At 61.1% G+C, this 26,998-nt stretch carries 30 protein-coding genes; 1 reads left to right on the top strand and 29 read right to left on the bottom strand.

Annotated features, from left to right (window positions below):
* Nucleotides 1–22: 22 nt before the first annotated feature.
* From GBK02_RS02895 to hpaA, 25 genes are all read right to left on the bottom strand, one after another.
* Complete coding sequence (locus GBK02_RS02895; RefSeq protein ID WP_203468281.1) at nucleotides 23–472, bottom strand: PaaI family thioesterase; 450 nt, start codon at nucleotides 470–472, stop codon at nucleotides 23–25.
* Entirely contained in the window at nucleotides 469–1,650 is a 1,182-nt protein-coding gene (locus GBK02_RS02890; RefSeq protein WP_203468280.1) for an acetylornithine transaminase, read from the bottom strand. The genes GBK02_RS02895 and GBK02_RS02890 overlap by 4 nt, the downstream gene beginning before the upstream one ends.
* A 59-nt stretch (nucleotides 1,651–1,709) precedes the next feature.
* Nucleotides 1,710–2,144, bottom strand: coding sequence for a heme-binding protein (locus GBK02_RS02885; RefSeq protein WP_203468279.1), 435 nt, complete (start codon nucleotides 2,142–2,144; stop codon nucleotides 1,710–1,712).
* Nucleotides 2,134–3,378: an MFS transporter gene (locus GBK02_RS02880; protein WP_239003136.1), complete on the bottom strand. Its 1,245-nt coding sequence runs from the start codon at nucleotides 3,376–3,378 to the stop codon at nucleotides 2,134–2,136. The genes GBK02_RS02885 and GBK02_RS02880 overlap by 11 nt, the downstream gene beginning before the upstream one ends.
* Before the next feature lies 1 nt (nucleotide 3,379).
* Nucleotides 3,380–3,772, bottom strand: a complete 393-nt coding sequence (locus GBK02_RS02875; RefSeq protein ID WP_203468278.1) for an MAPEG family protein — start codon at nucleotides 3,770–3,772, stop codon at nucleotides 3,380–3,382.
* A 133-nt stretch (nucleotides 3,773–3,905) separates the two neighbouring features.
* Nucleotides 3,906–5,108 (bottom strand): Bcr/CflA family multidrug efflux MFS transporter, encoded by a 1,203-nt coding sequence (locus tag GBK02_RS02870; protein ID WP_203468277.1) that lies wholly within the window; start codon nucleotides 5,106–5,108, stop codon nucleotides 3,906–3,908.
* 119 nt (nucleotides 5,109–5,227) lie between these two features.
* Nucleotides 5,228–6,682, bottom strand: a complete 1,455-nt coding sequence (locus tag GBK02_RS02865) for an NAD-dependent succinate-semialdehyde dehydrogenase (protein ID WP_203468276.1) — start codon at nucleotides 6,680–6,682, stop codon at nucleotides 5,228–5,230.
* Between the two features lie 21 nt (nucleotides 6,683–6,703).
* Nucleotides 6,704–7,495 carry an aldolase/citrate lyase family protein gene (locus tag GBK02_RS02860; RefSeq protein ID WP_239003237.1) on the bottom strand — a complete coding sequence of 264 codons (792 nt, stop codon included), beginning with the start codon at nucleotides 7,493–7,495 and terminating at the stop codon, nucleotides 6,704–6,706.
* A 22-nt stretch (nucleotides 7,496–7,517) separates the two neighbouring features.
* On the bottom strand, nucleotides 7,518–8,321 hold the full coding sequence (gene hpaH, locus GBK02_RS02855) for a 2-oxo-hept-4-ene-1,7-dioate hydratase (protein WP_203468274.1): 804 nt from the start codon (nucleotides 8,319–8,321) through the stop codon (nucleotides 7,518–7,520).
* 20 nt (nucleotides 8,322–8,341) lie between these two features.
* Nucleotides 8,342–8,734: a 5-carboxymethyl-2-hydroxymuconate Delta-isomerase gene (locus GBK02_RS02850; protein WP_203468273.1), complete on the bottom strand. Its 393-nt coding sequence runs from the start codon at nucleotides 8,732–8,734 to the stop codon at nucleotides 8,342–8,344.
* A gap of 24 nt (nucleotides 8,735–8,758) precedes the next feature.
* Complete coding sequence (hpaD, locus tag GBK02_RS02845; protein ID WP_203468272.1) at nucleotides 8,759–9,655, bottom strand: 3,4-dihydroxyphenylacetate 2,3-dioxygenase; 897 nt, start codon at nucleotides 9,653–9,655, stop codon at nucleotides 8,759–8,761.
* A gap of 66 nt (nucleotides 9,656–9,721) precedes the next feature.
* A complete protein-coding gene (gene hpaD / locus GBK02_RS02840) occupies nucleotides 9,722–10,567 on the bottom strand; it encodes a 3,4-dihydroxyphenylacetate 2,3-dioxygenase (RefSeq protein WP_203468271.1) in 846 nt (281 codons plus the stop codon).
* A gap of 3 nt (nucleotides 10,568–10,570) precedes the next feature.
* Complete coding sequence (hpaE, locus tag GBK02_RS02835) at nucleotides 10,571–12,025, bottom strand: 5-carboxymethyl-2-hydroxymuconate semialdehyde dehydrogenase (protein WP_203468270.1); 1,455 nt, start codon at nucleotides 12,023–12,025, stop codon at nucleotides 10,571–10,573.
* Between the two features lie 19 nt (nucleotides 12,026–12,044).
* Nucleotides 12,045–12,806, bottom strand: a complete 762-nt coding sequence (locus tag GBK02_RS02830; protein ID WP_203468269.1) for a fumarylacetoacetate hydrolase family protein — start codon at nucleotides 12,804–12,806, stop codon at nucleotides 12,045–12,047.
* Complete coding sequence (locus tag GBK02_RS02825; RefSeq protein WP_203468268.1) at nucleotides 12,803–13,447, bottom strand: fumarylacetoacetate hydrolase family protein; 645 nt, start codon at nucleotides 13,445–13,447, stop codon at nucleotides 12,803–12,805. The genes GBK02_RS02830 and GBK02_RS02825 overlap by 4 nt, the downstream gene beginning before the upstream one ends.
* A gap of 15 nt (nucleotides 13,448–13,462) precedes the next feature.
* Nucleotides 13,463–14,791 carry a TRAP transporter large permease gene (locus tag GBK02_RS02820; protein WP_203468267.1) on the bottom strand — a complete coding sequence of 443 codons (1,329 nt, stop codon included), beginning with the start codon at nucleotides 14,789–14,791 and terminating at the stop codon, nucleotides 13,463–13,465.
* Complete coding sequence (locus GBK02_RS02815; protein ID WP_203468266.1) at nucleotides 14,792–15,331, bottom strand: TRAP transporter small permease; 540 nt, start codon at nucleotides 15,329–15,331, stop codon at nucleotides 14,792–14,794. It lies immediately after the preceding gene.
* 24 nt (nucleotides 15,332–15,355) lie between these two features.
* The gene (locus GBK02_RS02810) at nucleotides 15,356–16,375 is read right to left on the bottom strand and encodes a TRAP transporter substrate-binding protein (protein ID WP_203468265.1); all 1,020 of its coding nucleotides are present in this window, start codon (nucleotides 16,373–16,375) and stop codon (nucleotides 15,356–15,358) included.
* Between the two features lie 182 nt (nucleotides 16,376–16,557).
* Nucleotides 16,558–17,613 (bottom strand): NADH:ubiquinone reductase (Na(+)-transporting) subunit F, encoded by a 1,056-nt coding sequence (locus tag GBK02_RS02805; RefSeq protein ID WP_203468264.1) that lies wholly within the window; start codon nucleotides 17,611–17,613, stop codon nucleotides 16,558–16,560.
* Nucleotides 17,614–17,677: 64 nt separating this feature from the next.
* On the bottom strand, nucleotides 17,678–18,040 hold the full coding sequence (locus GBK02_RS02800) for a phenol hydroxylase subunit P4 (RefSeq protein WP_239003134.1): 363 nt from the start codon (nucleotides 18,038–18,040) through the stop codon (nucleotides 17,678–17,680).
* 10 nt (nucleotides 18,041–18,050) lie between these two features.
* A complete protein-coding gene (locus tag GBK02_RS02795) occupies nucleotides 18,051–19,595 on the bottom strand; it encodes a YHS domain-containing protein (RefSeq protein WP_203468263.1) in 1,545 nt (514 codons plus the stop codon).
* A 25-nt stretch (nucleotides 19,596–19,620) separates the two neighbouring features.
* Nucleotides 19,621–19,890, bottom strand: coding sequence for an MmoB/DmpM family protein (locus tag GBK02_RS02790; protein ID WP_203468262.1), 270 nt, complete (start codon nucleotides 19,888–19,890; stop codon nucleotides 19,621–19,623).
* 10 nt (nucleotides 19,891–19,900) lie between these two features.
* Nucleotides 19,901–20,893, bottom strand: a complete 993-nt coding sequence (locus tag GBK02_RS02785; RefSeq protein ID WP_203468261.1) for a phenol hydroxylase — start codon at nucleotides 20,891–20,893, stop codon at nucleotides 19,901–19,903.
* A 60-nt stretch (nucleotides 20,894–20,953) separates the two neighbouring features.
* Nucleotides 20,954–21,217 carry a phenol hydroxylase subunit gene (locus GBK02_RS02780; RefSeq protein ID WP_203468260.1) on the bottom strand — a complete coding sequence of 88 codons (264 nt, stop codon included), beginning with the start codon at nucleotides 21,215–21,217 and terminating at the stop codon, nucleotides 20,954–20,956.
* Between the two features lie 129 nt (nucleotides 21,218–21,346).
* Nucleotides 21,347–22,261 (bottom strand): 4-hydroxyphenylacetate catabolism regulatory protein HpaA, encoded by a 915-nt coding sequence (hpaA, locus tag GBK02_RS02775; RefSeq protein WP_203468259.1) that lies wholly within the window; start codon nucleotides 22,259–22,261, stop codon nucleotides 21,347–21,349.
* A gap of 145 nt (nucleotides 22,262–22,406) precedes the next feature.
* On the opposite strand from hpaA, the gene hpaR reads away from it, so the two are divergent.
* Nucleotides 22,407–22,886, top strand: a complete 480-nt coding sequence (gene hpaR, locus GBK02_RS02770; protein WP_203468258.1) for a homoprotocatechuate degradation operon regulator HpaR — start codon at nucleotides 22,407–22,409, stop codon at nucleotides 22,884–22,886.
* A gap of 109 nt (nucleotides 22,887–22,995) precedes the next feature.
* On the opposite strand, the gene GBK02_RS17050 is transcribed toward hpaR, so the two are convergent.
* From GBK02_RS17050 to GBK02_RS02750, 4 genes are read right to left on the bottom strand one after another with little or no spacing between them, the layout of a single operon-like run.
* The gene (locus GBK02_RS17050) at nucleotides 22,996–24,312 is read right to left on the bottom strand and encodes an ATP-binding cassette domain-containing protein (RefSeq protein ID WP_203468257.1); all 1,317 of its coding nucleotides are present in this window, start codon (nucleotides 24,310–24,312) and stop codon (nucleotides 22,996–22,998) included.
* Between the two features lie 10 nt (nucleotides 24,313–24,322).
* Complete coding sequence (locus tag GBK02_RS02760) at nucleotides 24,323–25,084, bottom strand: ABC transporter ATP-binding protein (RefSeq protein ID WP_203468256.1); 762 nt, start codon at nucleotides 25,082–25,084, stop codon at nucleotides 24,323–24,325.
* Between the two features lie 2 nt (nucleotides 25,085–25,086).
* The gene (locus tag GBK02_RS02755; protein ID WP_203468255.1) at nucleotides 25,087–26,019 is read right to left on the bottom strand and encodes a branched-chain amino acid ABC transporter permease; all 933 of its coding nucleotides are present in this window, start codon (nucleotides 26,017–26,019) and stop codon (nucleotides 25,087–25,089) included.
* Nucleotides 26,020–26,021: 2 nt separating this feature from the next.
* Nucleotides 26,022–26,897, bottom strand: coding sequence for a branched-chain amino acid ABC transporter permease (locus GBK02_RS02750; RefSeq protein WP_203468254.1), 876 nt, complete (start codon nucleotides 26,895–26,897; stop codon nucleotides 26,022–26,024).
* Nucleotides 26,898–26,998 lie beyond the last annotated feature (101 nt).

The following is a 26,998-nucleotide window of genomic DNA, read 5'->3' as shown; positions in this document are numbered from 1 at the left end:
CGTCGGCCGGACACTTTCCGGCTCAGGCCCGGGGCAGCGGGATTACGGCAATAGGTGCAGAGGCGCTGGCCAACAAGACGTTATCGGGGCCGAACAAGGAAGCACGAGCGTTGATCAGCCGGCGCCCGACCTTTTCCAGCTCCGCTTCGACGGTCAGTTCGCCCATGCTGGCTGCCCGGAAATAGTTGGTGGTCTGCGAAACGGTCGCCAGCGTTGCATCAGCCGGCACTTTCGAAAAGGCGGCGAAAATCATCCCGAAATCGAGCATGGCTGAAATGATCCCGCCCTGCACCACCTGATTCCCTTGCGTCAGGCATTCCGGCGGCGTATAGCCGATCCGGACCCAGGCATCCCGCGCCGCCAGTATCCGCATGTTCAGCAAAATGGCCAGCGGATTGGTCATGACAGGCAGCGCAGTTAATTGCTCATCGATGGCACGACGGACAATCGCCCGTTCCGGATGCTCGCTCATTGCGCCAGAAAGCCGTCCAGCATGCTGATCATCAAATCGATTTCAGCCTCGCTGACATTCAGTGCCGGCATGAAACGCAGCAGATTCGGACGTGGCGAATTGAGCAGCAAGCCCTTCGGACTGCATGTCAGCGCCTGGCGAACGATCTCCGGGCCGCGCTCGTCAGCCAGCACCAGCGCGCGCAGCAGACCGACACCGCGTTCGCCCTTCAGGCCATGCTTGACCGACAACTCAAGCAGGCGCTCGGACAGATACTGCCCGCGCGCCTCGATCCCGGCGAGAAAGCCGGGTGCCAACAAACGTTGCATGACGGCAACGCCCACGGCGGTCATCAGCGGATTTCCGTTATAAGTTCCGCCCTGGTCGCCCGGCTCGAAACAGCAGATCACCTCACGGGCAAGCAAGGCCGCCAGCGGCACGCCGCCACCGATGCCCTTGCCCAGCGTCATGATGTCCGGCTCGATCCCGGCGTGCTGGTAGGCAAACAGCTTGCCGGTACGCCCCATGCCGGTTTGTACTTCATCGACGATCAGCAGGATGCCACGCTGCGTCGTCAGTTGGCGCAAGGCGCGGAGAAATTCGATTTCAGCCGGAATGACCCCGCCCTCGCCCTGGACCGGCTCCAGCATGACGGCCACCGTGTGCGGCCCGATCAGCGCTTCGACCGAGGCCAGATCGTTGTAGACCGCCTTCGGGAAACCCGGCACCTGCGGCGCGTAGAGCGTGTCCCAGCCAGCCTTCCCGGAGGCCGACATGGTTGCCAGCGTACGCCCGTGAAAAGAATGGTCGAAGGTGATGATTTCGTGGGCACCGCCTTTGTTGAGGCGGCCCCATTTGCGGGCCAGCTTGATCGCACCTTCGTTGGCCTCGGCCCCGGTATTGGCAAAGAAAACGCGGTCGAAGGCCGAGTTGGCGGTCAACAGCCCGGCCAGTTCGACCATCGGGCCGTTGTAGAAAGCCGGACTCGGATTGATCAGTTTCCCGGCCTGTTCAGCCAGAGCAGCAGCAATTTCCGGCGGGCAGTGGCCCAGGGTATTCACTGCCCAGCCCTGGATGAAATCCAGGTAGGCCTTGCCCTGATGGTCGTAGAGCCAGGAACCTTCACCGCGCTCGAAAACCAGGTCGGGACGGTGGGTGATGCTCATCAGGGAATCCGTTGAATACGCGCCGTACTGCATGTCTGGCTCCAAAAATAAGTGAAAGAACGAAGTATACGTTGTGAATCAAAACAGGCTGATTACAGCGGCTGATTTTCCTGCCAAGCAGCCAGCGCTGCTTCTCCAAAAGCCACATCCTGCGCCTCGCTGCCCCCCGAAATACCGAGAGCACCAACCCGTGCGCCACCCAGTTTGATCGGCAAACCACCGCCGAAACTGACGAAGCGCTCGCGCTGCATCAAGCCATGGCGCAGCATTTCGCTGCCTTCGGCCAGCCGCTTGTCCCACTTGCCGGTTGCAAAGCCGAAGCTGACCGCCGTGTAGGCCTTGTCGAGCGCAATATCGATGGCGTGGAACGGCGCGCCCTGCTGGCGCTTGAAGACCAGCGGATAACCGGCACGGTCGACCACCGCAACACAGATATTGACCCCCGCCCTGGCCGCCTCGGCCAAGGCCAGAGCAGCAATTTCATCGGCTGCGCCGAGATCGAGGGAAGCAATCATTTCAATGGCCATCCTGGGCTCCTTGATGGGCCGCAACGATCTGGACTTGCAGACGCTGCCGGCGGGTAAACAGGAAAACGACAAACAATAACAGTACGCAGCCTTCAGCCAGCAGGGTATGCCCGGCGCCGAAACCGGCAGCAACGAAACCGGCCAGCAAACCGCCCAGGGCATCGAAGCCAAAACGGGCCGAGGTAAAAAAGGAGACGATGCGTCCGCGCAAAGCTTCCGGAGCAGTGCTCTGCAGCACCATATTGATGCCGACATTGCACACCGAAATGCCGAAACCGATACCCACCATGCCCCCCAGCGCGAGCGGCAACCAGTTCGTTGTCGCGAAGACGAGCAACGAGATGGCACTGATCAGCACACCGGCAACCACGGCCGACACAATGGCCGGCGACGACTTGCGGGTCGCCAGGAATACCGTTGATGCAAAGGCACCGCACCCGGCGGCGCCCCACAACCAGCCGAGCGTCGTGGCATCGCCGGCAAATACATCGCGGGCGAAAACCGGCAATAGCACGGCGTAGGCCGAAGCGGTCAGATTCAAGGCGATCAGGGTGAGAATCAGCATGCGAACCACCCAAATGCGCCAGGCAAACATGACGCCCTCCTTGAAAACTTCGCCGACTGAACCCTTCGCACGCAAGGGCGGCTGGCTGCGAACACGCAGGATGGCAGCGATCAATGCCATGAAAGAGAAACCGTTGATCGCGAAGCAGAACGCCTCCGACGTCAGGCCAAGCAACAACCCGGCAATCGGCGGACCGATGAAACGCCCCGCGTTGAACAGCATGGCATTCAGCGCCAGCGCATTGGGCAAATCGTCCCGACTGCCGACAAAGCTGCCGATCAGCGATTGGCGCAAGGGCGCATCGAAGCTGCTCAGGACACCGAGGATCAACGCCATGCAAATGATGAATCCGGGACTGATCCAATCCAGCCAGCACAAACCGGCCAGCACGAATGCCTGTACGGCCATCAGCGACTGGACGCCGACCAACCATTTTTTCTTGTCGTGCTTGTCGATCCATGCGCCGGCCAGCGGGCCGACCAGCAACTGCGGAATCAGTCCGCAGAAGGCCGTGATGCCAAGCAGTGCAGCCGACCCGGTCAAGCGGTAGACCAGCCAGGCGAGCGCCACCTGCTGAATCCATGAGCCGAGGATGGAAATCGCCTGTCCGGCGAAATAGAGCCGGAAGTTGCGATGGGCCAGCGCCCGCATGCCGGCCGGTAACACCATGCTAGAGACCTGCCAGCATGGCAACGCAGAGTGCGCTGCCCAGCAGGTACGTCCCGAGCGCACCGATAAAACGAGCCGGATTGGGCCGCCCCATGCTGGGCCAGGCCACCAGGCCGATGACCAGCAGGAAGCGGCAGAGCGTGACCGCGATGATCAGATTGACGACCAGCACTGACGGCCCGCGCCAGCCGAAATAGAGAAAAAGCACGGCCAGGAACGGGGCAAATTCCGCTGTGTTGGCATGCGCCCGGATCAGCTTGTTCAGTGTCGAATTGCGATCCTCCGACGGACCGGCACCAACGCCGCTTCGAAAACGCATGATCGAGACGGCCAGACCCAGCAGGAACAACAGGGTGCCAAGGGCGGCAGTACAAAAGACAACAACGGAGTTCATGGCATGGCCTGAATGGAAAAAGGGGCGACAGGGCTGGGATACGTCAATTTCACGAATATATTAATGTGGATCGTCCCATGCGTCTGCGCTTGCGGTTTTCAGCATGCATTCAATCCCTCAAAATTTCGCATCATCAGCGGTGGTCGTTGTATTTGTGGAAACCCAGCCAGCCAAGTAGTGACACCCCTGAAACGACCAGAATGACCCAGGCCATGCCCCGGCCATCCGGGCTGTGAACATAGCTGACCGTTGCGCTGGCCAGCATGCCGAGACCGAACTGGCTGGCCCCGAACAGCGCGGCAGCCGCACCGGCATTCTGCGGGTAACGCGCCATCAACAAGCCGACACAATTGGCCCCCAGCAAACCGGTCATGCTGACCACGACAAACAGACCGAGGATCACCGCAGGCAAGGCCCCCGCAAATCCCGTCGCCGCCCATAACAGCAGCGCCCCGGCAAAACCCAGGCTACAGCCGACACCGGCCATCACTGCCGGCCCCCGGCGCTTGACCAGGCGACTATTGACGAAATTGGCAATGAAAATACCAACCGCATTGCTGGCAAAAAGCACGCTGTAGGCGAAGGGCGAAAAACCGTGCAGCTCGATGAAATAAAACGGGCTGGCCGTGATGTAGGCAAACATTGCGGCAAAGGACATGCCGCCGGCCAGCAACAGACCCAGCGCGACCGGATCGATCAAAAAACTGCCGTAGATGGCAAAAGCGCGGCCCAGCGGCAGTTGACCGCGCTGCTCGGATGGTAGGGTTTCCGGCAACTGGAACCAGACGACGAGCAGGCTGAGCACACCCCACAGCACGACGGCGGCGAAGGTGCCGCGCCAGCCGAACTGGACGAGCAGCAGGCTGCCGAGCAACGGTGCGAGCAAGGGTGCAATCGCCGTCACCATGGCCATCAGGGAAAGCTTGCGGATCGCCTCGGTCGGGGCATAAACATCGCGCACCACGGCCCGCGCCAGCACCGAGGCCGCCCCGCCACCGAGCGCCTGGACGAAGCGGGCGACGATCAGTTGCTCGACCGCCGTCGCCAGCATGCAGGCTAGGCTGGCCGCGGCAAACAGCGCGATGCCGGAGAGCATCACCGTGCGCCGGCCGTAACGGTCGGAAATCGGCCCGTAGAACAGCATGCCCAGCGAAAAACCGGCGAGGAAGACGGTGATCGACAACTGCACTGCCTCGGCCGATGCCGCCAGACCGCTGGCGATGGCCGGCAGCGCCGGCAGGTAGAGGTCGATGGCGAGCGGCCCGAAGGCAACCAGCGCACCGAGCAACAAAATAAAACGGCCCTCGCGGGCCGGATCGATAGCAGAATGGATCATGGTTCGAAAATCAGTGAAACTGGACGTAGCCTACCGGAAAGCACGGAATCTGCCCAAATTCGCCGGTCGACCGCTGGGGACGGTCGACACAGAAAAAAGGGCAAATTCCGAGGTGCCAATTACAAACCGCCCAAGGCCAGGTATTTCGTTTCCATGTACTCGTCGAGACCATGGCTGGAGCCTTCACGCCCGACACCGGACATCTTGACGCCGCCGAACGGGGCAACTTCGGTCGAGATCAGGCCGGTATTGACGCCGACCATGCCGTATTCGAGCTGCTTCGAAACGCGCCAGACGCGGCCGTGATCCTTGGAGAAGAAGTAGGCGGCGAGACCGAATTCGGTGTCGTTGGCCATGTGCACCGCTTCGGCTTCGGTCTTGAAGCGAAACAGCGGCGCCACCGGCCCGAAGATTTCTTCCTTCGCCACCGCCATGCCGGCGGTCACATCGGCCAGGATGGTCGGCTCGTACCAGGTGCGGCCGAGCGCGTGGCGCTTGCCGCCGGTCACGACGCGAGCGCCTTTATCGACCGCATCCTTGACCAGTTCCTCGACCTTGTTGATCGCCGCATCATCGATCAGCGGGCCTTGCGTGACACCTTCCTCCGTTCCGTGCCCGACCTTGAGCGCGGCAACCGCGGTCGCCAGCTTGGCGGCGAAGGCGTCATAGACGCCATCCTGGACCAGGAAGCGGTTGGAGCAGACGCAGGTCTGGCCGGCGTTGCGGTATTTCGAAGCCAACGCGCCGGCCACCGCGGCATCGAGATCGGCATCGTCGAACACGATGAAAGGCGCATTGCCGCCCAGTTCCAGCGACATCTTCTTGACCGTGCCGGCGCACTGCTGCATCAGCAACTGGCCGATCGGCGTCGAGCCGGTGAAGGTCAGCTTGCGGACAATCGGGCTGGCCGTCATCACGCCGCCGATGGCGGAAGCCTTGCCGGTCACGACGCTGAACACGCCAGCCGGAACGCCGGCGCGCTCGGCCAGTTCGGCCAGGGCCAGGGCGGAAAGCGGCGTCTGTTCGGCCGGCTTGAGGATGATGGTGCAACCGGCAGCCAGCGCCGGAGCGACCTTGCGGGTGATCATCGCGGACGGGAAATTCCACGGCGTGATCGCGGCGCAAACGCCGACCGGTTCCTTGGTCACGACGATCTGGCGATCCTTGAACGGCGACGGGATGACTTCGCCGTAGGCGCGCTTGGCTTCCTCGGCAAACCACTCGATGTAGGCAGCGGCGTAGGCGATCTCGCCCTTCGCCTCGGCCAGCGGCTTGCCCTGCTCGGCGGTCATCAGCGCGGCGAGGTCGTCCTGGTGCGTCATGAGCAGGTCGAACCAGCGGCGCAGGATGCGCGAACGCTCGGCGGCGGTGGTTTCGCGCCAGGTCTTGAGGGCCTCGTCGGCGGCGGCGATGGCACGCTCGGTCTCGGCGGCGCCGCAACGCGGCACGGTGGCGATGGTTTCGCCGGTCGCCGGATTGGTGACGGGGAAGGCTTCGCCGGCGTCGGCGGCGACCCAGGCACCGTTGATGTAGCAGGCCTGACGCAGCAGGTTGGTGTCTTTCAATGCCAGCATGTTCTGTTCTCCTTCGTTGTTTTAATAGGCCGCGCCGCTCTTGGCGGGCTCAGCCTTCTTGAATTTTTCCGCCAGGGTGACTGCCGAATTGCGCAGCAACAAGGCATCGACACCGACCAGCAAAAAGCTCGCGCCAATCTCGCGATAAGCCTCCGCCGCAGCCGGATCGGCCGAGAACACACCAGCCGCCTTGCCGGCCGCCGAGATCTTGCCGATCGCGGCAGCAACCGCTGCCTTGACGTCGGCGTGGCCCGGATTGCCGAGGTGGCCCATCGAGGCAGCCAGGTCGGACGGGCCGATGAAGACGGCGTCTACGCCGTCAACCTTGAGGATGTCGTCAAGGCCAGCCAGGCCGGCGGTCGATTCGATCTGCACGATCAGGCACATTTCTTCGTCAGCCTTGGCGAAATAGCCTTCGACGCCGTTCCAGCGGGCGGCACGGGCCATGGCCGTGCCGACGCCACGGATGCCGTTGGGCGGGTAGCGCATGGCGCGGACCAGCTTTTCGGCATCGGCGGCGGTTTCGACCATCGGCACCATCAGCGTCTGCACGCCGCCATCGAGCAATTGCTTGATGCGGGCGACGTCGTGATCGACGGTACGCACGACCGGCTTGACCGGGTATGGTGCCAGCGCCTGCAGCTGTTCGATGATGCTGCGCAGGTCGTTCGGACCATGCTCGCCATCGATCAGCAGCCAGTCGAAACCGGTGCCGGCGACGATTTCGGCGGTGTAGGCGTTGGCCAGGCCGAGAAAGAGGCCGATCTGCGTTTCGCCGGCGACCAGCGCACGCTTGAAGGTGTTGAGGGGCATTTCCACGGTCGACTCCTGTTTTTCAGACAAAACGGCAGGTGATGTTGCCGAGGGAGCCGTAATCGACATGGAAGGTGTCGCCACGGCTGGCCGGCACCGGCCGCGTGAAGGAGCCGGCGAGGATGATCTGCCCCGGCTCCAGCGCCACGCCATGCGGCGCGAAGCGCTTGGCCAGCCAGGAAATGCCATTCGCCGGGTGGTTCAGGACGCCGGCGGCGACGCCGGTTTCCTCGATCACGCCGTTGCGGTAGAGCAGCGCCGAAACCCAGCGCAGGTCAATGTCCATCGGCTTGATCGGACGACCGCCCATGATGATGCCGGCGTTGGCGGCATTGTCCGAAATGGTGTCGAAGACCTTGCGCGGCCGCTTGCTTTCCGGGTCGATGCGCTGCGAGCGGGCATCGATCAGTTCGAGCGCCGGGATCACGTAGTCGGTGGCGGAGAGCACGTCGAGCATGCTGACGTTTTCGCCTTCGAGACGGTCTTTCAGGATGAAGGCCAGCTCGACCTCGATCATCGGCACGATGAAGCGGTCGACCGGGATTTCGCCGCCGTCGGCAAAAACCATGTCGTCGAGCAGCGTGCCGTAGTCCGGCTCGTTGATCTGCGACGACATCTGCATGGCGCGCGAAGTCAGGCCGATCTTGTGGCCGACGATCTTCCGCCCTTCGGCGATCTTCATGTCGACCCAGGCCTTCTGGATCGCATAGGCGTCGGGGATGGTGATTTCCGGGTAATCCAGCGAAATCTGGCGGATCTGCTGGCGGGTCTTTTCGGCTTCGTGGAAGCGACGCGCGGTGGCTTCGATGATGTCCTGGCTGAGCATGGTCATTCCTCTTGGTGGGCTTAAGTCTTCTTGTAACGGGCGTGGATATTGTTCTGCTTCCAGGTCCCGGATTCGCTGAACTCGACGATTTCCATCGACAGGGCCAGCGTGCGCTTGGCGTAAATCATGGCGAAGTGCTCGCAGATCATCGCGAACAGCTCGTCGCCGGCTTTCTTCTTTGCTTCTTCCGACCGGCCACCGCCGATCTTCAGCGTGACATGCACGAAGGCATCGTCCACCGTGCCGTCGGCCACGCAGTAATCGTGCAGCCAGACGACGCGGGAACGGATACCGCCGATCGGGAACACCCCACCCTGGTCAATCAACACCTGGTTGGCTTTTTTCAACAGGCTCTTGACGTCGGCTTCGGCCGCGTCGAGGTTGTCGGTGACTTCAAAGATCAGATGGGGCATTCCTTGCTCCTTGGTATTGTTGTGTCAGGAAATCGGCATTTCGGCGCCGATGCCGCGGGCGCTCAGCGGGATGCCGGCGACCGGCAGGCTGACGACGACCTGGCCGGTACCCGAACTTTCGAAGTACGGGCAGACGATTTCGGCCTTGCCGGAGAACTGGTCCCAGCCGAGTGCGCCGAACAGCATGGCGGTGTCGTGCATCTTGCCTTCGCCGGTGCAGTACTGGGCATATTCCGGCAGCATGCGCAGGAAGGTATCCCATTCACCGTTCTCCCACAGTTGCAGGACACGCAGATCAACCTGCTTGTTGAACTCGCGGCTGATCGAGTTGAAGCCCTGTTCGACCAGGCGGTTTTCCCAGATCTGGTGCGACATCGAGCCGGAAGCAACGATGGCGACCTTGCTGTTGCTACGGGCGACGGCCTTGGCCAGCGCTTCGCCGAGGATGCGCGATTCTTCAAGCGAGCCGAAGGTGCTCCAGCCGGCGATCGAGACGACCTTGATCTTGCCTTCCGGGTTCATGTAGCGCATCGGCAAAATCGTGCCGTATTCGAGATCGAGCGAAGCGACCCGGTGGGCGCGCGTCTTGACGCCCATGGCGGTGGCTTCTTCGGCGATCAGGTCGCCCAGCTCCGGATTGCCCGGAAACTCGTAGGGCAGGTCCTGGATGAAATGCGGGAACTCGTGGCTGGTGTAATTGCCCTTGTGCACCGCATTGTTGTTGATGTGATAACCGGCATTGACCAGCCAGTGCGTGTCGAACACGATGAAGGTATCGACGCCGAGTTCGGCGGCACGGCGGCCGATCTCGCGTTCGGCATCGATCGCCGCCTGACGGCAGCCGTGGGCTGGGCCCGGCTGTTCGGAAATGAGCATCGACGGCACGTGCGTGCACTTGATGGCCATAAGGATTTCACCCATGAATTTGTCTCCCTTGATCTCGAAAAGTGATTTCTCTATCGGGGTTATCGTCGGCTTTACGCTCTTTTAGATGGGGAATACGACGTTGATCTGGCCGGTGCCGGACGAGCCGAAGTAAGGCGTCACGATCTCGGCCTTGCCCTGGTAATCCTCGGCGCCGAGCACGCCGAGCAGCATCGCGGTGTCGTGCATCATGCCTTCGCCGTGACACTTGACCGCGTACTCCGGCAACATGCCGCAGAAGGTCTTCCAGTCGCCGTTTTTCCACAGTTCGATGACGTGACGGTCGACGTTTTCCAGAAACGGATCCCAGACCTTGTGCATGAATTGCTCGGAAACGCCGTTCTGCGCAAAGCGGTGCGACAGCGAGCCCGAGGCGAGCACGGCGACATTGCCTTCGCTCTGCTCGATGGCGCGGCGCACGGCGCGGCCCAGCTCGATCGAGTCGGCCAGGTTATGCACGGTGCACATCGCCGAGACCGAGATGACCTTGAACTGCTTGTCCTCATTCATGTAGCGCATCGGCACCAGGGTGCCGTATTCGAGCGCCAGGCTGGTTGCGTCATGGGCACGAGTGTGCACGCCGGCCGCGGTCGCCTGCTCGGCGATGGCATGGCCGAGCGCCGGGTTGCCTTCGTACGAGAACGGCATGTTCTTGATGAAGTGCGGCAGCTCGTTGGAGGTATAGATGCCCTCCCAGCTCGGCGCGCAATTCACGTGGTAGCCGGAATTGACCAGCCAGTGCGTATCGAAGACGACGATGGTATCGACCTTCAGCTCGCGCATGCGACGGGCGATTTCCTTGTGACCGTCGATTGCGGCCTGACGACACCCCTTGTGCGGGCCATCCTGTTCCGACAGGTACATCGACGGAACGTGAGTGATCTTGGCGGCGAGAACGAGTTTGCCCATGATTTATACCCCCCAGCGCGGAATGTGGTGGCTGCCATACGACACGGCGATGTTCTTGGCTTCGCAGAACACGTCGTAGCTGTAGTGGTTGCCTTCACGACCGGTGCCGGAAGCCTTGGAACCGCCGAACGGCTGACGCAGGTCACGCACGTTCTGGCTGTTGACGAAGGTCATGCCCGACTCGATGGACTTGGCCAGACGGATGGCGCGGCCGGTGTTGTTGGTCCAGAGGTAGGACGAGAGGCCGTAGATGGTGTCGTTGGCGATGCGCACGGCGTCCTCTTCGGTCTTGAAGCGGATGATGCAGGGCACCGGCCCGAAGATTTCTTCCTGGGCGATGCGCATCTTGTTGTCGACATTGGCGAACACGGTCGGCTGCACCCAGAAACCGTTCTTGAACTTGTCGGCGACAACCGGCGTACCGCCACCGAAGACGACTTCGGCGCCTTCCTGCTTGCCGAGTTCGATGTAGTAATTGACCTTGTCCATGTGGCCCTTGGAAATCATCGGGCCGATCACGGTGTTCGGGTCCATCGGGTCGCCAACGACCAGGCGCGAGGCGCGGGCGGCGAAATCGGCGACGAACTTGTCGTAGATGCCTTCCTGGACAATGATCCGCGAGCCGGCGGTGCAGCGTTCGCCGTTGTTCGAGAAGATCATGAAAATGGCGGCGTCGAGGGCGCGTTCGTAGTCGGCGTCGTCGAAGATGATGAACGGCGACTTGCCGCCCAGTTCCATCGAGAACTTCTTCAGGCCGGCCGCCTTGACGATGCGGTTGCCGGTGGCGGTCGAACCGGTAAAGGAGATCGAGCGGACATCCGGGTGCGAGACCAGCGGTTCGCCGGCGGTGTCGCCGAAACCATGCACGACGTTGAAGACGCCGGCCGGGATGCCGGCTTCGAGGGCCAGTTCGCCGAGGCGGTTAGCGGTCAACGGCGACAATTCGGACATTTTCATCACGGCCGTGTTGCCGAAAGCCAGGCACGGTGCCGTCTTCCAGGTCGCGGTCATGAACGGCACGTTCCACGGCGAGATCAGCGCGCAGACGCCGACCGGCTGCCACAGCGTGTAGTTGAGGTGGCCGGTGTCGGAATCGTAGGTTTCGCCGTGCATGTGCTGGATCAGCTCGGCGAAGTAGTTGAAGTTGTCCGAGGCGCGCGGAATCAGCACGCGCTTGGTCTGGTTGGTGACCTGGCCGCAGTCGGCGGTTTCCATGTCGGCGATCGGCTCGACATTGGCGGCGATCAGCTCGCCCAGCTTGCGGACCAGACGGGCGCGCTCCTTGACCGGCGTTGCCGCCCAGCCCGGAAAGGCGGCCTTGGCGGCGGCAACGGCGGCGTTGATTTCGTCCTGGCCGCCGCTGGCGACGGTGTCGATCACCTCGCCGGTGGCCGGGTTGATAGTTTCGAAGGTTTCCTTACTGTCGACCTTCTGGCCGTTGATGATGTGCTTGATCATGTGCTGTTCTCGCTTTCTTTTAAGCGTTGGCGAAATAGGTCTGGTCGTCGACGATGGTGTTGACCAGACAGCAGACGTTTTCCACTTCAGTTTCGATGACGTCGCCGGCCTTCACATCGGCCAGGCCTTCCGGCGTACCGGTCAGGATCACATCGCCCGGATTCAGCGTCATGAAGGACGACAGGTATTCGATCAGGGTCGGGATGTCGAAAATCATGTCGGCGGTCGTGCCTTCCTGCGTCGTCTTGCCATTGACACGGGTGGTCAGCTTGAGCGCCATCGGATTCGGCACATCAGCGGCGTCGACCAGCCAGGGGCCGAGCGGCGTGCAGGCGTCGCGGTTCTTGACGCGCAGGTTCGGGCGATAGAAATTTTCGAGGTAGTCGCGGATGGCGTAGTCATTGGCCACGGTGTAGCCGGCGACGATGTCCATGGCGTCGGCCTTGGCGACGTTCTTGCCGGTCTTGCCGATGACCACGGCCAGCTCGCACTCGTAGTGCATGTAGGTGGCGTCGGCCGGGCGGCGGGTATTGGCCTTGTGGCCGGTGATCGCGTTCGGCCCCTTGAGGAAGACGAGCGGTACTTCCGGCGCCTTGAAAGCCAGTTCCTTGGCGTGGTCGGCGTAGTTCAGGCCGAGCGCAAAGACGGTACCGACCTCGACCGGCGGCAGCCACTGGAAATCGCCTTCCTTGAGCAGTCGACCGTCGGACAGGCGAACCTTGCCATCGGCTTCGGTGACTTGATGAACGGCGCCGTTGTAGGCAATGCGTCCGCGCTTCATGCTGCGACTCCTTCGGCGATGGTGAAATTCAGGTGGCCCAATCCTTCGGCACTGACGCGAACGCGGCTGCCAGCCTTGGCCTGCGGTGCCATGTAACGCACGCCGACGAGCAGCACGTCACCCTGGCTCAGGGTCATCCATTCGGTCACATCGGCCAGCAGTTTGGCCGGCGAACGGATCAGATCATTCAGCGAACGGCTATCGACCACCTGACCATCGATCTCGGTCGTCAGCGTCAGGCCGGCCAGATCAGCCAGCGGCTTGACTGACGAAATCGGCAAGGCACCGTCGAAACACTTCTCACGGATCGCCGGACGGTAATAGCTGGCATGCGGCAGGCTGAGGTCGGCCGCAAGCACGATGCCGGCAACCGATTCCAGTGCATTGCCGGCACTCAGTCGGCCAGCGGCGCGGCCCATGACCAGACCGATAGTGGCGGCGACTTCGACGGAATCGGCCCCTTTGGGCAGGTCGACCGTGCTACCGCAGGAAACCCGGGTATTGGCCGGTTTCAGGTAAAGCACCGGGGCCTTGGGCGCCCCCTTGTACGGAGCTTCCTCAAGAGAACCGATTTTCTGGACGGAGACGGTGTCATTAAGAATGACGCCATACACCGTGCCGCTGACTTTCTGTTTGATCATGTTATGAGACTCCGATCAGCCGAGGTAATGAACCAGGCCGAGGCACATGGTGGGGAAGAAGACGAGCGCAATGATGCGCAGGAAATCGGAAGCCAGGAAAGGCATCACCCCCCAGGCGGTTTCCTTCATCGGCACATCCTTGGCAATCTTGTTGATGACGTAGAGATTCATCCCGACCGGCGGATGCACCAGGCCGATTTCAACGACCATCAACGCCAGGATACCGAACCAGATCGACTTGTCTTCGACGCTCATGCCGAAGAATTCAAGGCCCATCACCATCGGGTAAAAAATGGGGATGGTCAGCAGGATCATGGCCAGCGAATCCATCACGCAACCGAGCAGGATGTAGATCAGCAGGATGGAGAACAGCACGACCAGCGCCGGCAGGCCGCTGTTCTGCACCCACAGCGCCAGTTCGGTCGGCATTTGCGACAGGGCGAGGCTGGAGTTGAGCAGGTCGGCGCCGATCAGCACCATGAAGATCATGCCGGTCGCGTGGGCCGTACCGTAAACGCTCTGCAGGAAATCCTTGGTCCGCATGCCGCCGGATACGGCAGCGATAATGCCGCAGGCAGCCGCACCGATCGAAGCAGCCTCGGTCGGGTTCGCCCAGCCACCGTAGATGCCGACGATGACGACGAGGAAAACGCAAAGCACCGGGATGATGTTGATCTGGGCCTTGATCATTTCGCCGAACGGCACTTTCTTGCCGGCCGGACCGGCGCTTGGATCGCGGCGAACGACGAAGGCGATGACCAGGATATAACCCAGCGCCGCGATGATGCCCGGCACAACGGCAGCGACGAACAGCTTGCCAATCGACTCCTGGGTCAGCACGGCATAGATGACCAGCGGGACCGACGGCGGAATCAGGATGCCCAGCGTACCGGAGGCAGCCAGTGTCGCGGTCGACAGCTTGCCGGAATAGCCATTGGCCTTGAGTTCAGGCAAAGCCACCTGACCCATCGTGGCTGCCGTCGCCAGCGAGGAGCCGCAGATCGCACCGAAGGCAGCGCAGGCGGCCGTCGAGGCCATGGCCAGACCGCCGCGCCAGTGACCAATCAGCGTACCGGCCGCCTTGAACAGCGCCTTGGACAGACCGCCGTGCGTGGCGAACTGGCCCATCAGGATGAACAGCGGAATGACCGCCAGGTCGTAGTTTGAAACCCGGGCATAGACCAGGTTATTGAGGGTGTACAACAGACCGGAGGTTTCGCCGCCATTCATCACCAGATAGATGCCGGCACCGGTAATGAACATGGCCATCGTGATATGCACACGCACCGCCAGCATTGCCAGCAAACAGCCAAAACCGATCAGGCCAATAGAGGTACCGCTCATTTATTTGCTCCCCGGAATGTTCTTGGTCGGGTGGAAGTGGGCGTAGGCCCGGTAGATCGCGCAGATCATCATCAGGAACAGGCCGGGGACCAGCAGCGCCGTCGGAATCCACAGCGGTAGCGAAACCAGCGTCGTCACTTCCTGCGACTCATGCGTGGCGATCGCCGACAGGATGGTGCGCCAGACCAGCAGCGCGGAAACTGCGGCAAACAGGACTTCCGCAATGCCATCGATCGGGCGCTTCAGGGAGTCACGCATGTTTTCGGTGAAAAAATCGACCTTGATATGCTCGCCAAGCAACGTGCAGTACGGCAGGAAAGCCGTCGCGGCGACCGCGGTGCCGGCCTGCATCAATTCGATATCGCCGTTCACCGAGCCGAAGCCCAGCTTGCGGCCGATGATCGACACCAGCGACATGGCGATCAGGGCGATAAACAGGACGCCACCGGAAATTGCCATCGTCTTGCCCGCCATGATCAGGTAGTGCTCGACCTTGTCGTGCTCAACCAGTTCATGGGGCAGCCCCATAGGATCTTGCATGCTGTTCTCCTTGGGTTCTCGTTATTACTTGCTGGTACCAGTCAGCTCGCGGGCAGCGGCAATCAGCTTCTTGCCATCCAGACCCTTTTCGCTCACCTGCTTGGCCCACTCGTCCTCGACACTGGCGGTTGCCTGCTTCATCGCCGTCACCTGCGTCGCGCTCAAGGTGGTGATCTTGTTGCCCTGTGCCGCAATGCGCTTGCGGGTATCGGCGGCGACTTCATCAAACATCGCGCCGAACTTGCCGACCATCGCTTCGCCGGTCGTCTTGTCGACGATGGCCTTCAGATCCGCCGGCAGGCCGTCGTACTTCTGCTTGTTCATCAGCACAGCCAGCACGGTGGCCGTCGGGTAGGCAACGCCGTTGTCCGGCTGCAGATGGAACTTGGTGACTTCGGACAACTTGGTCGGATAGACCAGTTCCCAGGCACCAAGGGAGCCGTCAACCACGCCCTTGGCGATGGCTTCGGTCACCTGGGCCGGCGGCATGGCGACCGGTTGACCACCGAGCGCAGCCAGGGTCTTGGCACCAACACGCGTCGAGGTGCGCAGCTTGAGGCCGGCAAACCCGGTCAGACCGGCAATCTGCTTGCTGGCGGTATGCACGGCCTGGCCACCATCGGTATGGAAAGCCAGTACCTTGTAGGCAGCAAATTCCTGCTGCGCGTGCTGTTGATAGTAGGTCCACAAAGCCTTGGAGCTGGAGGTTGAATCCTTGACCATGAACGGCAGTTCAAAAGCTTCGATGGCCGGGAAGCGGCCGGCGGAATAACCGGGACCGGTCCACACCACGTCGGCCACACCATTCTTGACCTGGTCGGCCAGTTGCGCCGGCGTACCGCCGAGTTGCATGGCCGGGTAGAACTGGCACTTGATCCGGCCGCTCGACAGCTTGCCCATCTCTTCACACCACGGCTGCAACACCTTTTGCTGCGTCGGCGCAGCGGACGGCAGGAAGTGGGCGATCTTGAAAGTGACTTCCTGAGCCAGAGCCGGGACGGAAACAGCCATGGCGCCGATCAAAACAAAGTGACGGTAGTTCATTCGACATCTCCTCGAACAGAGTGGGTCGGACCCACGTTTATTAACATGTTAGTGATCAAATTAAATCACTACTATGTTAGTGAGTCAACAGGTATTCGATTTAATTTTGGGCTTGTTTTTCCGGTTGACCGCAGGACATTCGATCGAGGTGCGACCACACCGCTGCCAACCGGATTGGTCGCTCAGACGCGCTTGAACAGCGGGCTGCGCACCTGCTGCGCATCCGCAGCCGAGAAGAACTTCTCGGTGTAGATGTCGCGTTCGAACAGGCGGCCTTGCATCAGGGTGGTGATGCAGGCTTCGATCATCACCGGCGGGCCGCACAGGTAGGCTTTGCGGCCGCGGAAGTCGTTGTCGAAATGGGCCTTGGCAGCATCGTGGACGAAGCCGCGGAAGCCGGTCCAGCCGCTATCGGCCGGCTCGTCGTTCAAGGCCGGGACGTAGCTGAAATTCGGATATTTCGCGGCCAGATCGAGGAATTCCTGGTGGTAGTACAGCTCGCCCTGGTTGCGCGCGCCGTAGACCAGCGTGATCGGCAGTTCGCTGCCCTCTTCCAGCAGATCGAGAATCATCGAACGCGGGCTGGACAGGCCGGAGCCGCCGGCCATGAACAGGGACGGCACGTTGGCCGACTTGTGCACGAAGAAGCGGCCGTAGGGGCCGGAAACGGTGATCGCGTCGCCGACCTTGAGTTCGTTGTGGATCCAGGTGGTGCCGACGCCGCCGGGCACGATGCGGATGTTCAGTTCGATCTCTTTCCCGGTCGACGGCGAATTGGCCAGCGAAAAGGCACGATGCCCCATGTCGTTCGGCAAATTGAAATTGACGTACTGTCCGGCCTGGAAGTCGAGCGCTTCGTCGAGCTTGAGCCAGATACCCTTGATGGTCGGCGTCAGGTTCTCGATGCGGCTGATCACGCCTGGGAAATCCTTGACCGGAATGTCGCGCGCGTCTTCGTCGATTTCCATCTCGACTTCGATGGCGGTGTCGGCTTCGAGCGTGGCGCAGCAGGCCAGGGCCTTACCCTCTTCGCGCTCGTAGTCCATCAGCGCGAAGCTGGAGGAATTCTGGTGGTCGACTTCGCCGTCGGTGATGCACACCTTGCAGGTGGCGCAGTAGCCCTGGCCGCAGGCGTGCGGCAGGTAGATGCCGGCGCGCAGCGCGGCGTCGAGGATGGTCTGCCCGTCCTCGACCTCAATGGTCCGGCCGAGCGGCTCGATACTCAGTTCGTAGCTCATGTTTTATCTCCGCGGGGTGAAACCGGGCTGCCGCGCGGACAAGCCGCGCGACGCCCTGTTGTTTTTAGTAGCCGGTACCGGCAATGCCATCCAGGCCCGGCGTGCGGAAGCGGATCAGGTCCTTGTGACCGATGCCGTTTTCCTTGAGGCTCTTGTTGCGATCCGGCGTGAAGGGCGTGTTGCCGTTCTGCCAGACGACCGTGTTCCAGTCGATCTGCTTCCAGTCCGGGTGGTAGCTGAAGCAGTCGGTCATGTACTGGTCGATGATCACCGAGAACAGGGTTTCCGGCGGCAGTGCGAGCACGAAGGGACGCGAGAACATGCGGTGACGTTCCCAGTTCACGTACAGCAACTGGCGGCCCTTGTAGTTCTCGACGGCATCGCGCGACTTGACGTCGTAGGGCGCGAGGGTTTTCAACATGGTCATGGCTGTCTCCTTAGTTCTTGGTGGCCTGCTCGCGCCAGGCGGCAAAGTTCTTCTGGTCCTCGGAACCATTGAAGTCGCCGAGCGCGCGCTTGTCGAGCTTCCAGTAGTCGAGCATGTTCTGGCCCGGCTTGAAGTCGGCGGCATTGACGTCGGTGCCTTCCGGCTCGCAGTTGCCCTGCAGCACCTGGTGCGAGGAGATGAAGGTCTGGATGTACTTCTCCGGCTCGTTGTCGAAGATTTCCTTGCAGTGATCGGAACAGGTGTGGAACTTCTCGCCCTGGTAGATCGATTCGCGGAAACACATTTCCATGGGGTCGCCCGGCTCGTTGAACTTCATGGTGCTGACGCAGACCTGGCAGTTCATCGGCGCCGTCTTGTTGTCGAAACGGTTGCCGGCCTTTTCCTGCGCATCGAGATGCTCGAGCACCGGACGGTAGTACTTGTCGAAGGTGTTCGGGTACTTCTCGGACAGCCAGTCCATTTCGTCCGGCGTCGGGATCCAGGTGTGGAAAGGCGTCGCCTGCGGCTTCATGTAGAAACCGATCCACGACTGGTGGGTGACGTGTTCTTTCTCTTCGATGGTCTGGCCGAAGCATTTCGGGATGGTGATGCCGTAGCGGGCGAGGTCCTTGAACAGCGCGCCGCCGTTTTCCTCGACGTACATTTCCCACGCTTCCTTGAAGCTCATGATGCGCTTGGGCAGCATGTAATCCATCATCATGCCGACCGAGGCGAGCTTGCGCGTACCGCGCCAGGTCCATTTGTCGATCCAGCGCTGGACGATGGGCAGGTTGTCCGGGTCCTGTTCGAGCATGAACTTGATGCATTCGAGGCCGAGCGTCATGTGACGGGCTTCGTCGGACTGGGCCGAAAAGCCGACGGTCATCGCCGCCATGTCGCCGTTGTAGGCGGCACCGGAGATGAAGGGCACGAACAGGATGTTGGTCAGCACGTATTCGAAGGCGAAGCCGATGGCGACCATGAATTCGAACGGGCCGGCGGTGATCGCGTCGTCGAAGAAGGACTTGCCGTCCGACAGGTACCACATGCGGGATTGTTGATGGGCGAACTCGTCCATCCCGTTGTAGTACTTGTTGTAGTTGGAGATCGAGTGGATCTGGGTCTGGAAGTGACGGTACTCATCGACCGCCTGCATCTGGCAGGCAACGCGCGGACCGGCGCCGTTCATCTGGCGGCCCATCATCGAGAAGCCCCGCGCGGCCATCAGTTCGAGCGGCGGCGTCGAGCCGAGGAAGAGCTTGAGCACGTTGATGTAGCGCGCATCGGTGACCGACAGGTGACCGTTATTCTGGTTGAAGCCGTCGAGGATGGCGTACAGCTTGCGCTCCTTCTCGGCCTGGTACTTCCAGTAGGCGTCCATGGTCAGGCGGAACGGATCTTCCCACTTGTCCCAGTCGTGAATCTTGATGCCCTCGTAGGTCGTCTGCGGGAAGACCTTGTCCATCGGCTGGTAGGTCGTGTCCCACGCGAGATCGCGGGTCATCAGGCTGTAGCGCTCTTTGAGGCCGAGCTTCTTGGCAACTTTCATATCCATGGTGTTCTCTCCTTGCCGGCCGGAATCAGGAATTCCAGCTCAGGGTGAATTCGTCGTCGGTCTCGTCGAGGTGACCGGAAATGGTGATCAGGTGCAGTTGCAGTTCCTGCAGGTCGAAGCTGCGGCCCATCTTTTCCTCGACGGTTTCGCGCTTGATGACCAGACGGTTCGGCACGTCGATCTTCACCATCGAAGGCTGGTCGACGACCATGGCGCCCGGGTTGTCTTCAAGGATGGCCTCGACGATGCAGCGGGAGTCGTCGTTCTTCTGGAATGCGATAAATGCGTTGGACATGCGACTTCCTTTACAGGGTGATACCGGCCTTGGCGGCGCGGGCATTCAGGTTCTGGACCAGTTCGTCCAGGATGGCATCGGCGTCGGCACCGAAGGCGAGCACGGCAACCGGCTTGATTGCCTTCAGGGCACGTTCGCGCCAGTGCTTGATCCACTCGGCCAGTTGCGCCTTGTTGTCGGCATTGTCGGCAGCGGTGACCTTGAGAATGGAATCCAGCCACTTCGTGGTTTCACCAAACCATTCGCGCTGGAAGCGGGTCAGCATCGAGAAGACCGGGCTGTAGGCGGCGTTGAGCTTTTCGTTGTAGCGCTCGAAGATCAGCGGATAGAGCAGGCCTTCGAGGGCGAAGTCCTGGGCGACGAGAACTTCGAACCAGTCCTTCTCGACCATCAGGTCTTCGACGTAGCGGCGCATTTCCTGCCATTCGGCGCCTTCCAGCCAGGCCGTCTTGGCGGCGGTCAGGGCATCAAGGTCATTGAAGGCGAGGCCGAGGCGGCTGGTGTATTGGGCGACGCCGAGCTGGTCCATCGAGGCGTAGCAGGCGGCCTGCGAAATGGCGATGCCGTAGCCGTAGGAAGAAACGTAAGCCTTGTTCAGGTTCGAAGCCCAGGCCACATGGCGCAGCGGCAGGAAAACCTTGAGGGCTTCTTCCTTGCCGGCGGCCGGATAGGCGGCGGCAAGACCGAGTTCATCGACCAGATCGAAGTCGCCTTCGGCGATTTCCTGCATCTTGCCGCGTGCCAACGTCCAGGCGCCGTAGTAGTACTGGCGCGGGTCTTTCAGCGCGTACCAGTCCTTCATCGTGACCTTGGTGCGGGTCTCGTCAAAGATTTCGTACTGCGGCTCCCAGGTCGGGCGGTAGTGATAGTTCTCGACCGGCTGCAGGTCCATGGTGGCTTCCATGTAGCGCGAAGCCGGTTTGTCGGCGCCCATGCGGCGGGCCAGGTGGCCAAAGGTCTGGCGCAGCGGGGTGATGCTGACCGTCCTCAAATCGATTGCCATGTTTGTCTCCTGAAAATACTGAAAATGGAACGGTCGACCGCTCCGAAAAGGCAAAAACCGTTAGCGGAAACGCTGATGCGTCGCCTGGTGCAAGTTCCAGTGGAAGTCGGCATCGGCTGCATCGCTGTCGAAGGCAGCCGGCTCGGCGGCGATGCGCTCAACGTGATTGGCAGCACAAAATTCCTCGAAGGCCGCCTTGGGCATGACCAGCTCGACCGCAACATCGGGATCGCCGACGGCGAACTCGAATTCGATCAAACCGTTGGCCCGGGTGCGCATGACGCGCACGAATTTGCGCGTGATGTCGAAACTGCCTGTCGCCATGTCGTCTCACTCCTGATTTATCACTACCCCGAAAGGCAGCTATCTGATGAAGTGCATTAAATCTTTTACTAAGATATTAATGAATGGACGTTTGGGGAAATGACTTGTACTTTTCGTAACCGCGAACGGTCAGCCCTGCCCGACCAGACGGAACTGGCTCGGCGGCATGCCGGCCCGCTTGGTGAAAAAGCGCGAGAAATACGCCGGATCGGCAAAACCCAGCTGATAGCTGATCTCGCTGACCGGCACCGCCGAAAAAAGCAGAAGGCGGCGCGCCTCCTGCAACAGGCGTTCGTGCACAATTTCCTTGGATGGCCGTTCGGCCATGCGCCGGCAAATGTCGTTGAGCCGCGCCTCGGTCACCAGCAGGCGGCCGGCGTAATCGGTCAGGGTCAGGTGGTCACGAAAATGTGCTTCGACCAGATCACAAAAACTCAGGAACAGGCGCAGGTCTTCACTGCGCTCCGGACGCTGCGCCGTCACCGGTTCATGCGCCAGCAGCAGGCGGCTCAAATGGATGAAGGCACACTCCCCCAAGGCCAGCAACAAGGCGGAATGTCCCTTGGCATCGCGATCGGCCTCGCGCTGCAGCAGTTCAACCGTGTTCACCAAAGCGGCGAAATCCTCGCCACTCGCTGCCGGCAGGCTGGCCAGTTCGATGAAGGCCGCTTCGCGCAGCAAGGTATCCGGCCACTGGCCGGGCATCGCCCGGTACCAGCTACGCACCACTTCCTGCCGCACGGTCAGCACATGGCCATCGGTATCTTCCTCGGAATAGAACGAATGCGGGATGGTTGGTGGCGTGAAGATCAGCAGCGGTGCCGCGCCACCATAGACCTGGCCGTCGAGATTGAGGCGAATACTGCCCTTGACCAGGATATGCACCTGATAGAAGCAGTAATGCCGGTGCGGCGGCGTGTTGCGCCCGAAAAACTGGGCGAGGCGGCCGAAGGTTTCATAGTGCACCTCGCACTCGGGATCGCGCTGGTCGTAGACCCGACCGATATGAATATCGGGAATTGCCTGAACGGGAACCACGGTCATGATCGCCACCTGAACCTGATTACAAGAAACCTGCCGACAAGGCGTCGGGATTTGATTCAATCACTAACATATTAAGCAGTCAACTGGTATCATCTGGGCCATTCAATTATCAGGTCCAGCCCCTTTGACTGGAGAACCGGATTCCATGTCCCGCAAGCTCGCCTACCGCAATCTGCCTCAGCTCTTCCTCAAAGCACGGGAAGAACTGCTCTGCCACTTTCGCCCGATCATCAGCCATTTCGGCCTGACCGAACAACAGTGGCGCATTCTGCGCGCACTGGCCGAAATGGAGCAACTGGAACCGCGCGAAATCTGCGAGCATTGCCACATTCTCAGCCCGAGCATGACCGGCGTGCTGTCGCGTATGGAAGAGATGGGCCTGGTCACGCGCAGCCGCATGGCGGAAGACCAGCGCCGTGTCATTGTCCGTCTGACACCAAAAAGCGAACGCCTGGTCGCCGAACTCGGCCCGCTGATCGTTGCCCAGTACAAGATCATCGAACAGGCTTTCGGCCCGGAATTGATCAAGGAGCTTTACGAAGTCATGGACCGGATCATCGCCGCCGAACGCGGCCCGATTGCCCGGATCGAACTCCCGCCGAAGAAGGATTGGTCCAGCCTCTGAAACGGGGATGAAGGGTTGGCCCAGCACTCGCAGGGCCAACGATAGGGCAGAAAACCACCGGTAGCACACGATACCGGCGAACAAGCGGACCTTCAGTCCGCCCAGCTATTTACATGCCAAGGTAGGCCGCCCGCACCTGCTCGTTGCTGATCAGTTCCTGGCCGGTACCGGTCAGCGTGACATTGCCGGTTTCCAGCACGTAGCCACGGTCGGCGATGGCCAGCGCGGCAAAGGCATTCTGTTCGACGAGCAGGATGGTCATGCCTTGCGATTTCAGCGTTTTGACCACATTGAAAACTTCCTCGACAAGCAGCGGCGCCAGCCCCATCGACGGCTCATCGAGCAGCAGCATTTTCGGACGGCCCATCAGCGCCCGGCCAATCGCCAGCATCTGCTGTTGACCACCGGACAAGGTACCGGCCGGCAGCGCGCGCTTTTCCTTGAGAATCGGGAACATCGCAAAAACCTTTTCCAGATCGCCTTCGACCTGGTTTTTTGGCTGGGTATACGCCCCCAGACGGAGGTTGTCCTCGATCGACAGCGGCCCGAAAACCTGGCGTCCTTCCGGACTCTGGCAGATACCGCGCCGCATCCGCATGTCGGAACGCAGCTTGCTGATGTCTTCGCCATCGAAATGGATGCTGCCGGCACTCATCGGCTGAATGCCGGACAAGGTGCGCAGGAAGGTCGTCTTGCCGGCACCGTTGGCGCCGACCAGGGCGACTGTCTCGCCGCGCCGCACTTCGAGGCTCATGCCTTTCAAGGCCTTGATCCGACCATAGCAGCTTTCGACATCCCTGACGCTGAGCAGCACATCGGCCTTGGCCGAGGAAGCGCCCGGTTGCAGTTCGCCGGCCGTGTGTCCGCCCAGGCCGATCGACTCCGGCGCCAGGCTGGCGATACGGTGGAACAACTCGCGAAACTCGGCGCGCGCCCTTTCACCGAACAAGGGATCGTCGTTGTCGAGAAACGCCCGGTCGATTTCAGCCCAGTCTGCTGCGGTCAACGCCTCGCGGGCCAAAGGAATGGCATCCTTTTCTTCCGTCCGGATATGGTTTTTCAAGCTGCCCGTATAAGTCCGCAGGGCGGCGGCAAAAGCGGCATTGTCCAACGCGCCTGTCGCGGTGGCGGCCAGTTGCTCGCGCAGCGATTTCAGGACTTCGGGACCATTGCGGTGCTCGGCTTGCAGGCGATCAAGAATGAGTGCCGCCTCAGCGCTGCGCTGGCGCAACACCGGGAACAGGAAGTCATCTTCCTTGGTGTGATGGCAGGCATCCATGAACTGTTCGATGTAATCGAAAATCGACGTAAAGAAAGCCGGATCGACCTTGCTGCCAGCCTCCATCTCATCGGCCACCTGGTCGATGGTCGTGGCGATGCGCCACAGATTGCGGTGTTCTTCGCTGATAACGCGCAGTGCTTCCATGTTCTTCCCCTTATGCGTGCGCGCCGAGATAGGCAGCAATCACGTCCGGATTCCGGCGAACTTCCTCACCCGTGCCTTCGGCCAGTTTCTTGCCGTAATCAAGCACCAGGATGCGGTCCGACAGGTTCATCACCATCTTCATATCGTGCTCGACGAGCACCACCGTCACGCCGGAATCGGCAATTTTGCGGACCAGATGGTCGACTTCGATGGTTTCCTTCGGATTGAGACCGGCGGCCGGTTCATCGAGGAAGATCAGGCGCGGCTTCATGGCCAGCGCACGGGCAATTTCAAGCCGCTTGAGCGCACCGTAGGACATCGCATCGGCCCGTGCCTCGACATATTTTTCGAGGCCGACAAAAGCCATCAGCTCAGCCGCTTCACGACGCATTTCGGCATCGCGCCGTTTCAGGGTCGGGAAACGCAAGGCGGCCTTGAGCAGATTGCGGTCAAGCCGCAGGTGAGCACCGACCATCACATTCTCGATGGCACTCATGTTCATGCAAATCTGCAGGTTCTGGAAAGTCCGGGCCACACCGCGCGTCGCCAGTTCGTTCGGCGACTTGCCACCGATCGACTCGCCCTCCAGCCGGATTTCACCGCTGGTTGGCTTGTAGACCCCGGTAATCAGGTTGAATAACGTTGTCTTGCCAGCGCCATTCGGGCCGATCACGGCATAAACGATGCCTGCATCAATGCTGAAACTGACATTCTGGACAGCCTTGACGCCGCCGAACTGAATGGAAAGGTTGGATACATCGAGCAAAGCCATGCTCATTCTCCCTTGCCGAACTTGGCGGCCAGCGTCGGGACCAGGCCCTTTGGCATGAAGATCATGCAGATCATTAAAATCGAACCGAAAGCCACGGTTTCCCAGCCTTCAAAGGTAGCCAGCGCCTGCGGCAATGCAGTCAGCAGCACGGCGCCAACCAGCGAGCCATAGACCGAAGCCATGCCACCGATGACGACCATGGTGACCAGTTCGATGGAGTGGAAGAAATCGGCCAGATTCGGCGTCACGAAACCCACGTAATGCGCCGTGACGCTGCCCATCAGGCTGGCGAACACCGCCGACATGACAAAAATCGCAACCTTGTAGCGCACCACATCGACACCGACCACCTGCGAGGCCACTTCGGAACCATGCAGGGCGCGCAGCGCACGGCCGAACGGTGAATCGATCAGGTTGAGCGAAGCCCAGACACTGACCGAGAGCAGCAGCGCAACCACCCAGTACCACTGCTTGTCGGAAGAAAGCTCGAAACCGAACAGGGCCATCGCCGGCACCGGCATGCCGTCCGGCCCACCCGTCCAGGCAGCCTCGTTGCGCAAGGCAATGCTCAGAATGATGCCGAGACCGAGCGTCGCCATTGCCAGATAGTGGCCTTTCAACTTAAAGATCGGCCGGGCGACCAGCGCGGCCAGAATGCCGGTTGCAACAGCTCCCGCCGCCATGGCGAGCACCGGATGCCAGCCGAAATGCGTCGGCAGCACGGCTGAGGCATAGGCGCCGATACCCAGAAAACCGGCATGACCGAGACTGATCTGGCCGGCAAAGCCGATCAGCAGATTCAGCCCGAGCACGATCACGGCATTGATCGCCATGCGGATCACCAGATCCATGTAGAAGCTGTTGGGCAGCACGAAAGGCAGCACGGCAAGGATGGCCATGACGATGTACAGGCCAAAATAGGCATTCTTTTTCATGCTTACACCCGATCCGTCGATTTGCCGCCAAACAGGCCGCGCGGCATGAAGAAGAGAATGAGCAGGATGAGCACGAAGGGAATGGCATCCTTGTAGGCCGACGAAATGTAGCCCGCCCCCATGGCTTCCAGAATACCGACCAGCAAGCCGCCGAGCACTGCGCCTAGACCATTGCCCAGACCGCCGACCACTGCAGCGACGAAGCCCTTGAGGCCGAGCATGATCCCGACATCGTAGGAAGTCAGCGTGATCGGCGTGACCAAGATACCGCCCAGCGCGCCGAGCGCGGCCGACATGGCAAAGCTCATGAACAGCACCCAGCTGGTGTTGATCCCGACCAGTTCAGCCGCCAGACGGTTGAACGAGGTGGCCAGCATGGCCTTGCCCTGCAGCGTGCGGTTGAAGAAGTACCACAGCGCGACGACGACCAGCGCCGTAACGCCGAGCACCCACAGGCTCTGCGGCATCAGCGTCGCACCGAGAATCTCGATCGGCGTGTCACCCGAGAAGGCCGGCAGGCTGTGCGTGCCTTTGCCGAGCCAGACCTGGACCAGACCGCGAATGACCAGCGAAGCGCCGATGGTGATGATGATCAGCGTGACCGTTTCGGCACCCTTGACCGGTTCGATCGCCAGTTTTTCAACGACCACGCCGACAATCGCCGGAATCAGGATAGCCAGCACCAGCGCAACCGGCAAAGGCAGGCCGGCCTGGGTAAAGAACACCGCCAGCATGCCGCCGAGCATGATGAACTCACCCTGGGCGAAGTTGATTACGTTGCTGGCGTTGTAGATCAGCGTGAAGCCGAGCGCGGCCAGCGCGTAAGTCGCACCGACCGTGACACCGGAAAATAGGAATTGCAGGAACTGGGCAAGCATCAGACACCCACCTTCCCTGTCGGCGCAGCCGCCGTGCGCACCGCTGCTCTCTCGTTCATCTCGCCTCCTGTTGTTATCGGCCGCAGCCGTATGGAAGTATT

The organism is Dechloromonas sp. TW-R-39-2 (genome assembly GCF_016864195.1).
GTDB lineage: Bacteria > Pseudomonadota > Gammaproteobacteria > Burkholderiales > Rhodocyclaceae > Azonexus.
This window is presented reverse-complemented; position numbering and strand designations above follow the sequence as displayed.

What these genes read in the sequence shown, in the direction of transcription:
- GBK02_RS02750 (WP_203468254.1), bottom strand. Translation starts at nt 26,897, where the DNA reads ATGCTTGCCCAGTTCCTGCAATTCCTATTTTCCGGTGTCACGGTCGGT.
- GBK02_RS02805 (WP_203468264.1), bottom strand. Translation starts at nt 17,613, where the DNA reads ATGAGCTACGAACTGAGTATCGAGCCGCTCGGCCGGACCATTGAGGTC.
- GBK02_RS02850 (WP_203468273.1), bottom strand. Translation starts at nt 8,734, where the DNA reads ATGCCCCATCTGATCTTTGAAGTCACCGACAACCTCGACGCGGCCGAA.
- GBK02_RS02820 (WP_203468267.1), bottom strand. Translation starts at nt 14,791, where the DNA reads ATGAGCGGTACCTCTATTGGCCTGATCGGTTTTGGCTGTTTGCTGGCA.
- hpaD (WP_203468271.1), bottom strand. Translation starts at nt 10,567, where the DNA reads ATGGGCAAACTCGTTCTCGCCGCCAAGATCACTCACGTTCCGTCGATG.
- GBK02_RS02760 (WP_203468256.1), bottom strand. Translation starts at nt 25,084, where the DNA reads ATGGCTTTGCTCGATGTATCCAACCTTTCCATTCAGTTCGGCGGCGTC.
- GBK02_RS02895 (WP_203468281.1), bottom strand. Translation starts at nt 472, where the DNA reads ATGAGCGAGCATCCGGAACGGGCGATTGTCCGTCGTGCCATCGATGAG.
- GBK02_RS02790 (WP_203468262.1), bottom strand. Translation starts at nt 19,890, where the DNA reads ATGTCCAACGCATTTATCGCATTCCAGAAGAACGACGACTCCCGCTGC.
- hpaA (WP_203468259.1), bottom strand. Translation starts at nt 22,261, where the DNA reads ATGACCGTGGTTCCCGTTCAGGCAATTCCCGATATTCATATCGGTCGG.
- GBK02_RS02870 (WP_203468277.1), bottom strand. Translation starts at nt 5,108, where the DNA reads ATGATCCATTCTGCTATCGATCCGGCCCGCGAGGGCCGTTTTATTTTG.
- GBK02_RS02865 (WP_203468276.1), bottom strand. Translation starts at nt 6,682, where the DNA reads ATGCTGGCATTGAAAGACACCAACCTGCTGCGTCAGGCCTGCTACATC.
- GBK02_RS02795 (WP_203468263.1), bottom strand. Translation starts at nt 19,595, where the DNA reads ATGGATATGAAAGTTGCCAAGAAGCTCGGCCTCAAAGAGCGCTACAGC.
- GBK02_RS02885 (WP_203468279.1), bottom strand. Translation starts at nt 2,144, where the DNA reads ATGGCCATTGAAATGATTGCTTCCCTCGATCTCGGCGCAGCCGATGAA.
- GBK02_RS02825 (WP_203468268.1), bottom strand. Translation starts at nt 13,447, where the DNA reads ATGATCAAACAGAAAGTCAGCGGCACGGTGTATGGCGTCATTCTTAAT.
- GBK02_RS02875 (WP_203468278.1), bottom strand. Translation starts at nt 3,772, where the DNA reads ATGAACTCCGTTGTTGTCTTTTGTACTGCCGCCCTTGGCACCCTGTTG.
- GBK02_RS02780 (WP_203468260.1), bottom strand. Translation starts at nt 21,217, where the DNA reads ATGGCGACAGGCAGTTTCGACATCACGCGCAAATTCGTGCGCGTCATG.
- GBK02_RS02880 (WP_239003136.1), bottom strand. Translation starts at nt 3,378, where the DNA reads ATGGTGTTACCGGCCGGCATGCGGGCGCTGGCCCATCGCAACTTCCGG.
- GBK02_RS02810 (WP_203468265.1), bottom strand. Translation starts at nt 16,375, where the DNA reads ATGAACTACCGTCACTTTGTTTTGATCGGCGCCATGGCTGTTTCCGTC.
- GBK02_RS17050 (WP_203468257.1), bottom strand. Translation starts at nt 24,312, where the DNA reads ATGGAAGCACTGCGCGTTATCAGCGAAGAACACCGCAATCTGTGGCGC.
- GBK02_RS02755 (WP_203468255.1), bottom strand. Translation starts at nt 26,019, where the DNA reads ATGAAAAAGAATGCCTATTTTGGCCTGTACATCGTCATGGCCATCCTT.
- GBK02_RS02860 (WP_239003237.1), bottom strand. Translation starts at nt 7,495, where the DNA reads ATGCCCCTCAACACCTTCAAGCGTGCGCTGGTCGCCGGCGAAACGCAG.
- hpaR (WP_203468258.1), top strand. Translation starts at nt 22,407, where the DNA reads ATGTCCCGCAAGCTCGCCTACCGCAATCTGCCTCAGCTCTTCCTCAAA.
- GBK02_RS02815 (WP_203468266.1), bottom strand. Translation starts at nt 15,331, where the DNA reads ATGCAAGATCCTATGGGGCTGCCCCATGAACTGGTTGAGCACGACAAG.
- GBK02_RS02785 (WP_203468261.1), bottom strand. Translation starts at nt 20,893, where the DNA reads ATGGCAATCGATTTGAGGACGGTCAGCATCACCCCGCTGCGCCAGACC.
- GBK02_RS02830 (WP_203468269.1), bottom strand. Translation starts at nt 12,806, where the DNA reads ATGAAGCGCGGACGCATTGCCTACAACGGCGCCGTTCATCAAGTCACC.
- hpaE (WP_203468270.1), bottom strand. Translation starts at nt 12,025, where the DNA reads ATGATCAAGCACATCATCAACGGCCAGAAGGTCGACAGTAAGGAAACC.
- GBK02_RS02800 (WP_239003134.1), bottom strand. Translation starts at nt 18,040, where the DNA reads ATGACCATGTTGAAAACCCTCGCGCCCTACGACGTCAAGTCGCGCGAT.
- hpaD (WP_203468272.1), bottom strand. Translation starts at nt 9,655, where the DNA reads ATGGGTGAAATCCTTATGGCCATCAAGTGCACGCACGTGCCGTCGATG.
- GBK02_RS02890 (WP_203468280.1), bottom strand. Translation starts at nt 1,650, where the DNA reads ATGCAGTACGGCGCGTATTCAACGGATTCCCTGATGAGCATCACCCAC.
- hpaH (WP_203468274.1), bottom strand. Translation starts at nt 8,321, where the DNA reads ATGCTCAGCCAGGACATCATCGAAGCCACCGCGCGTCGCTTCCACGAA.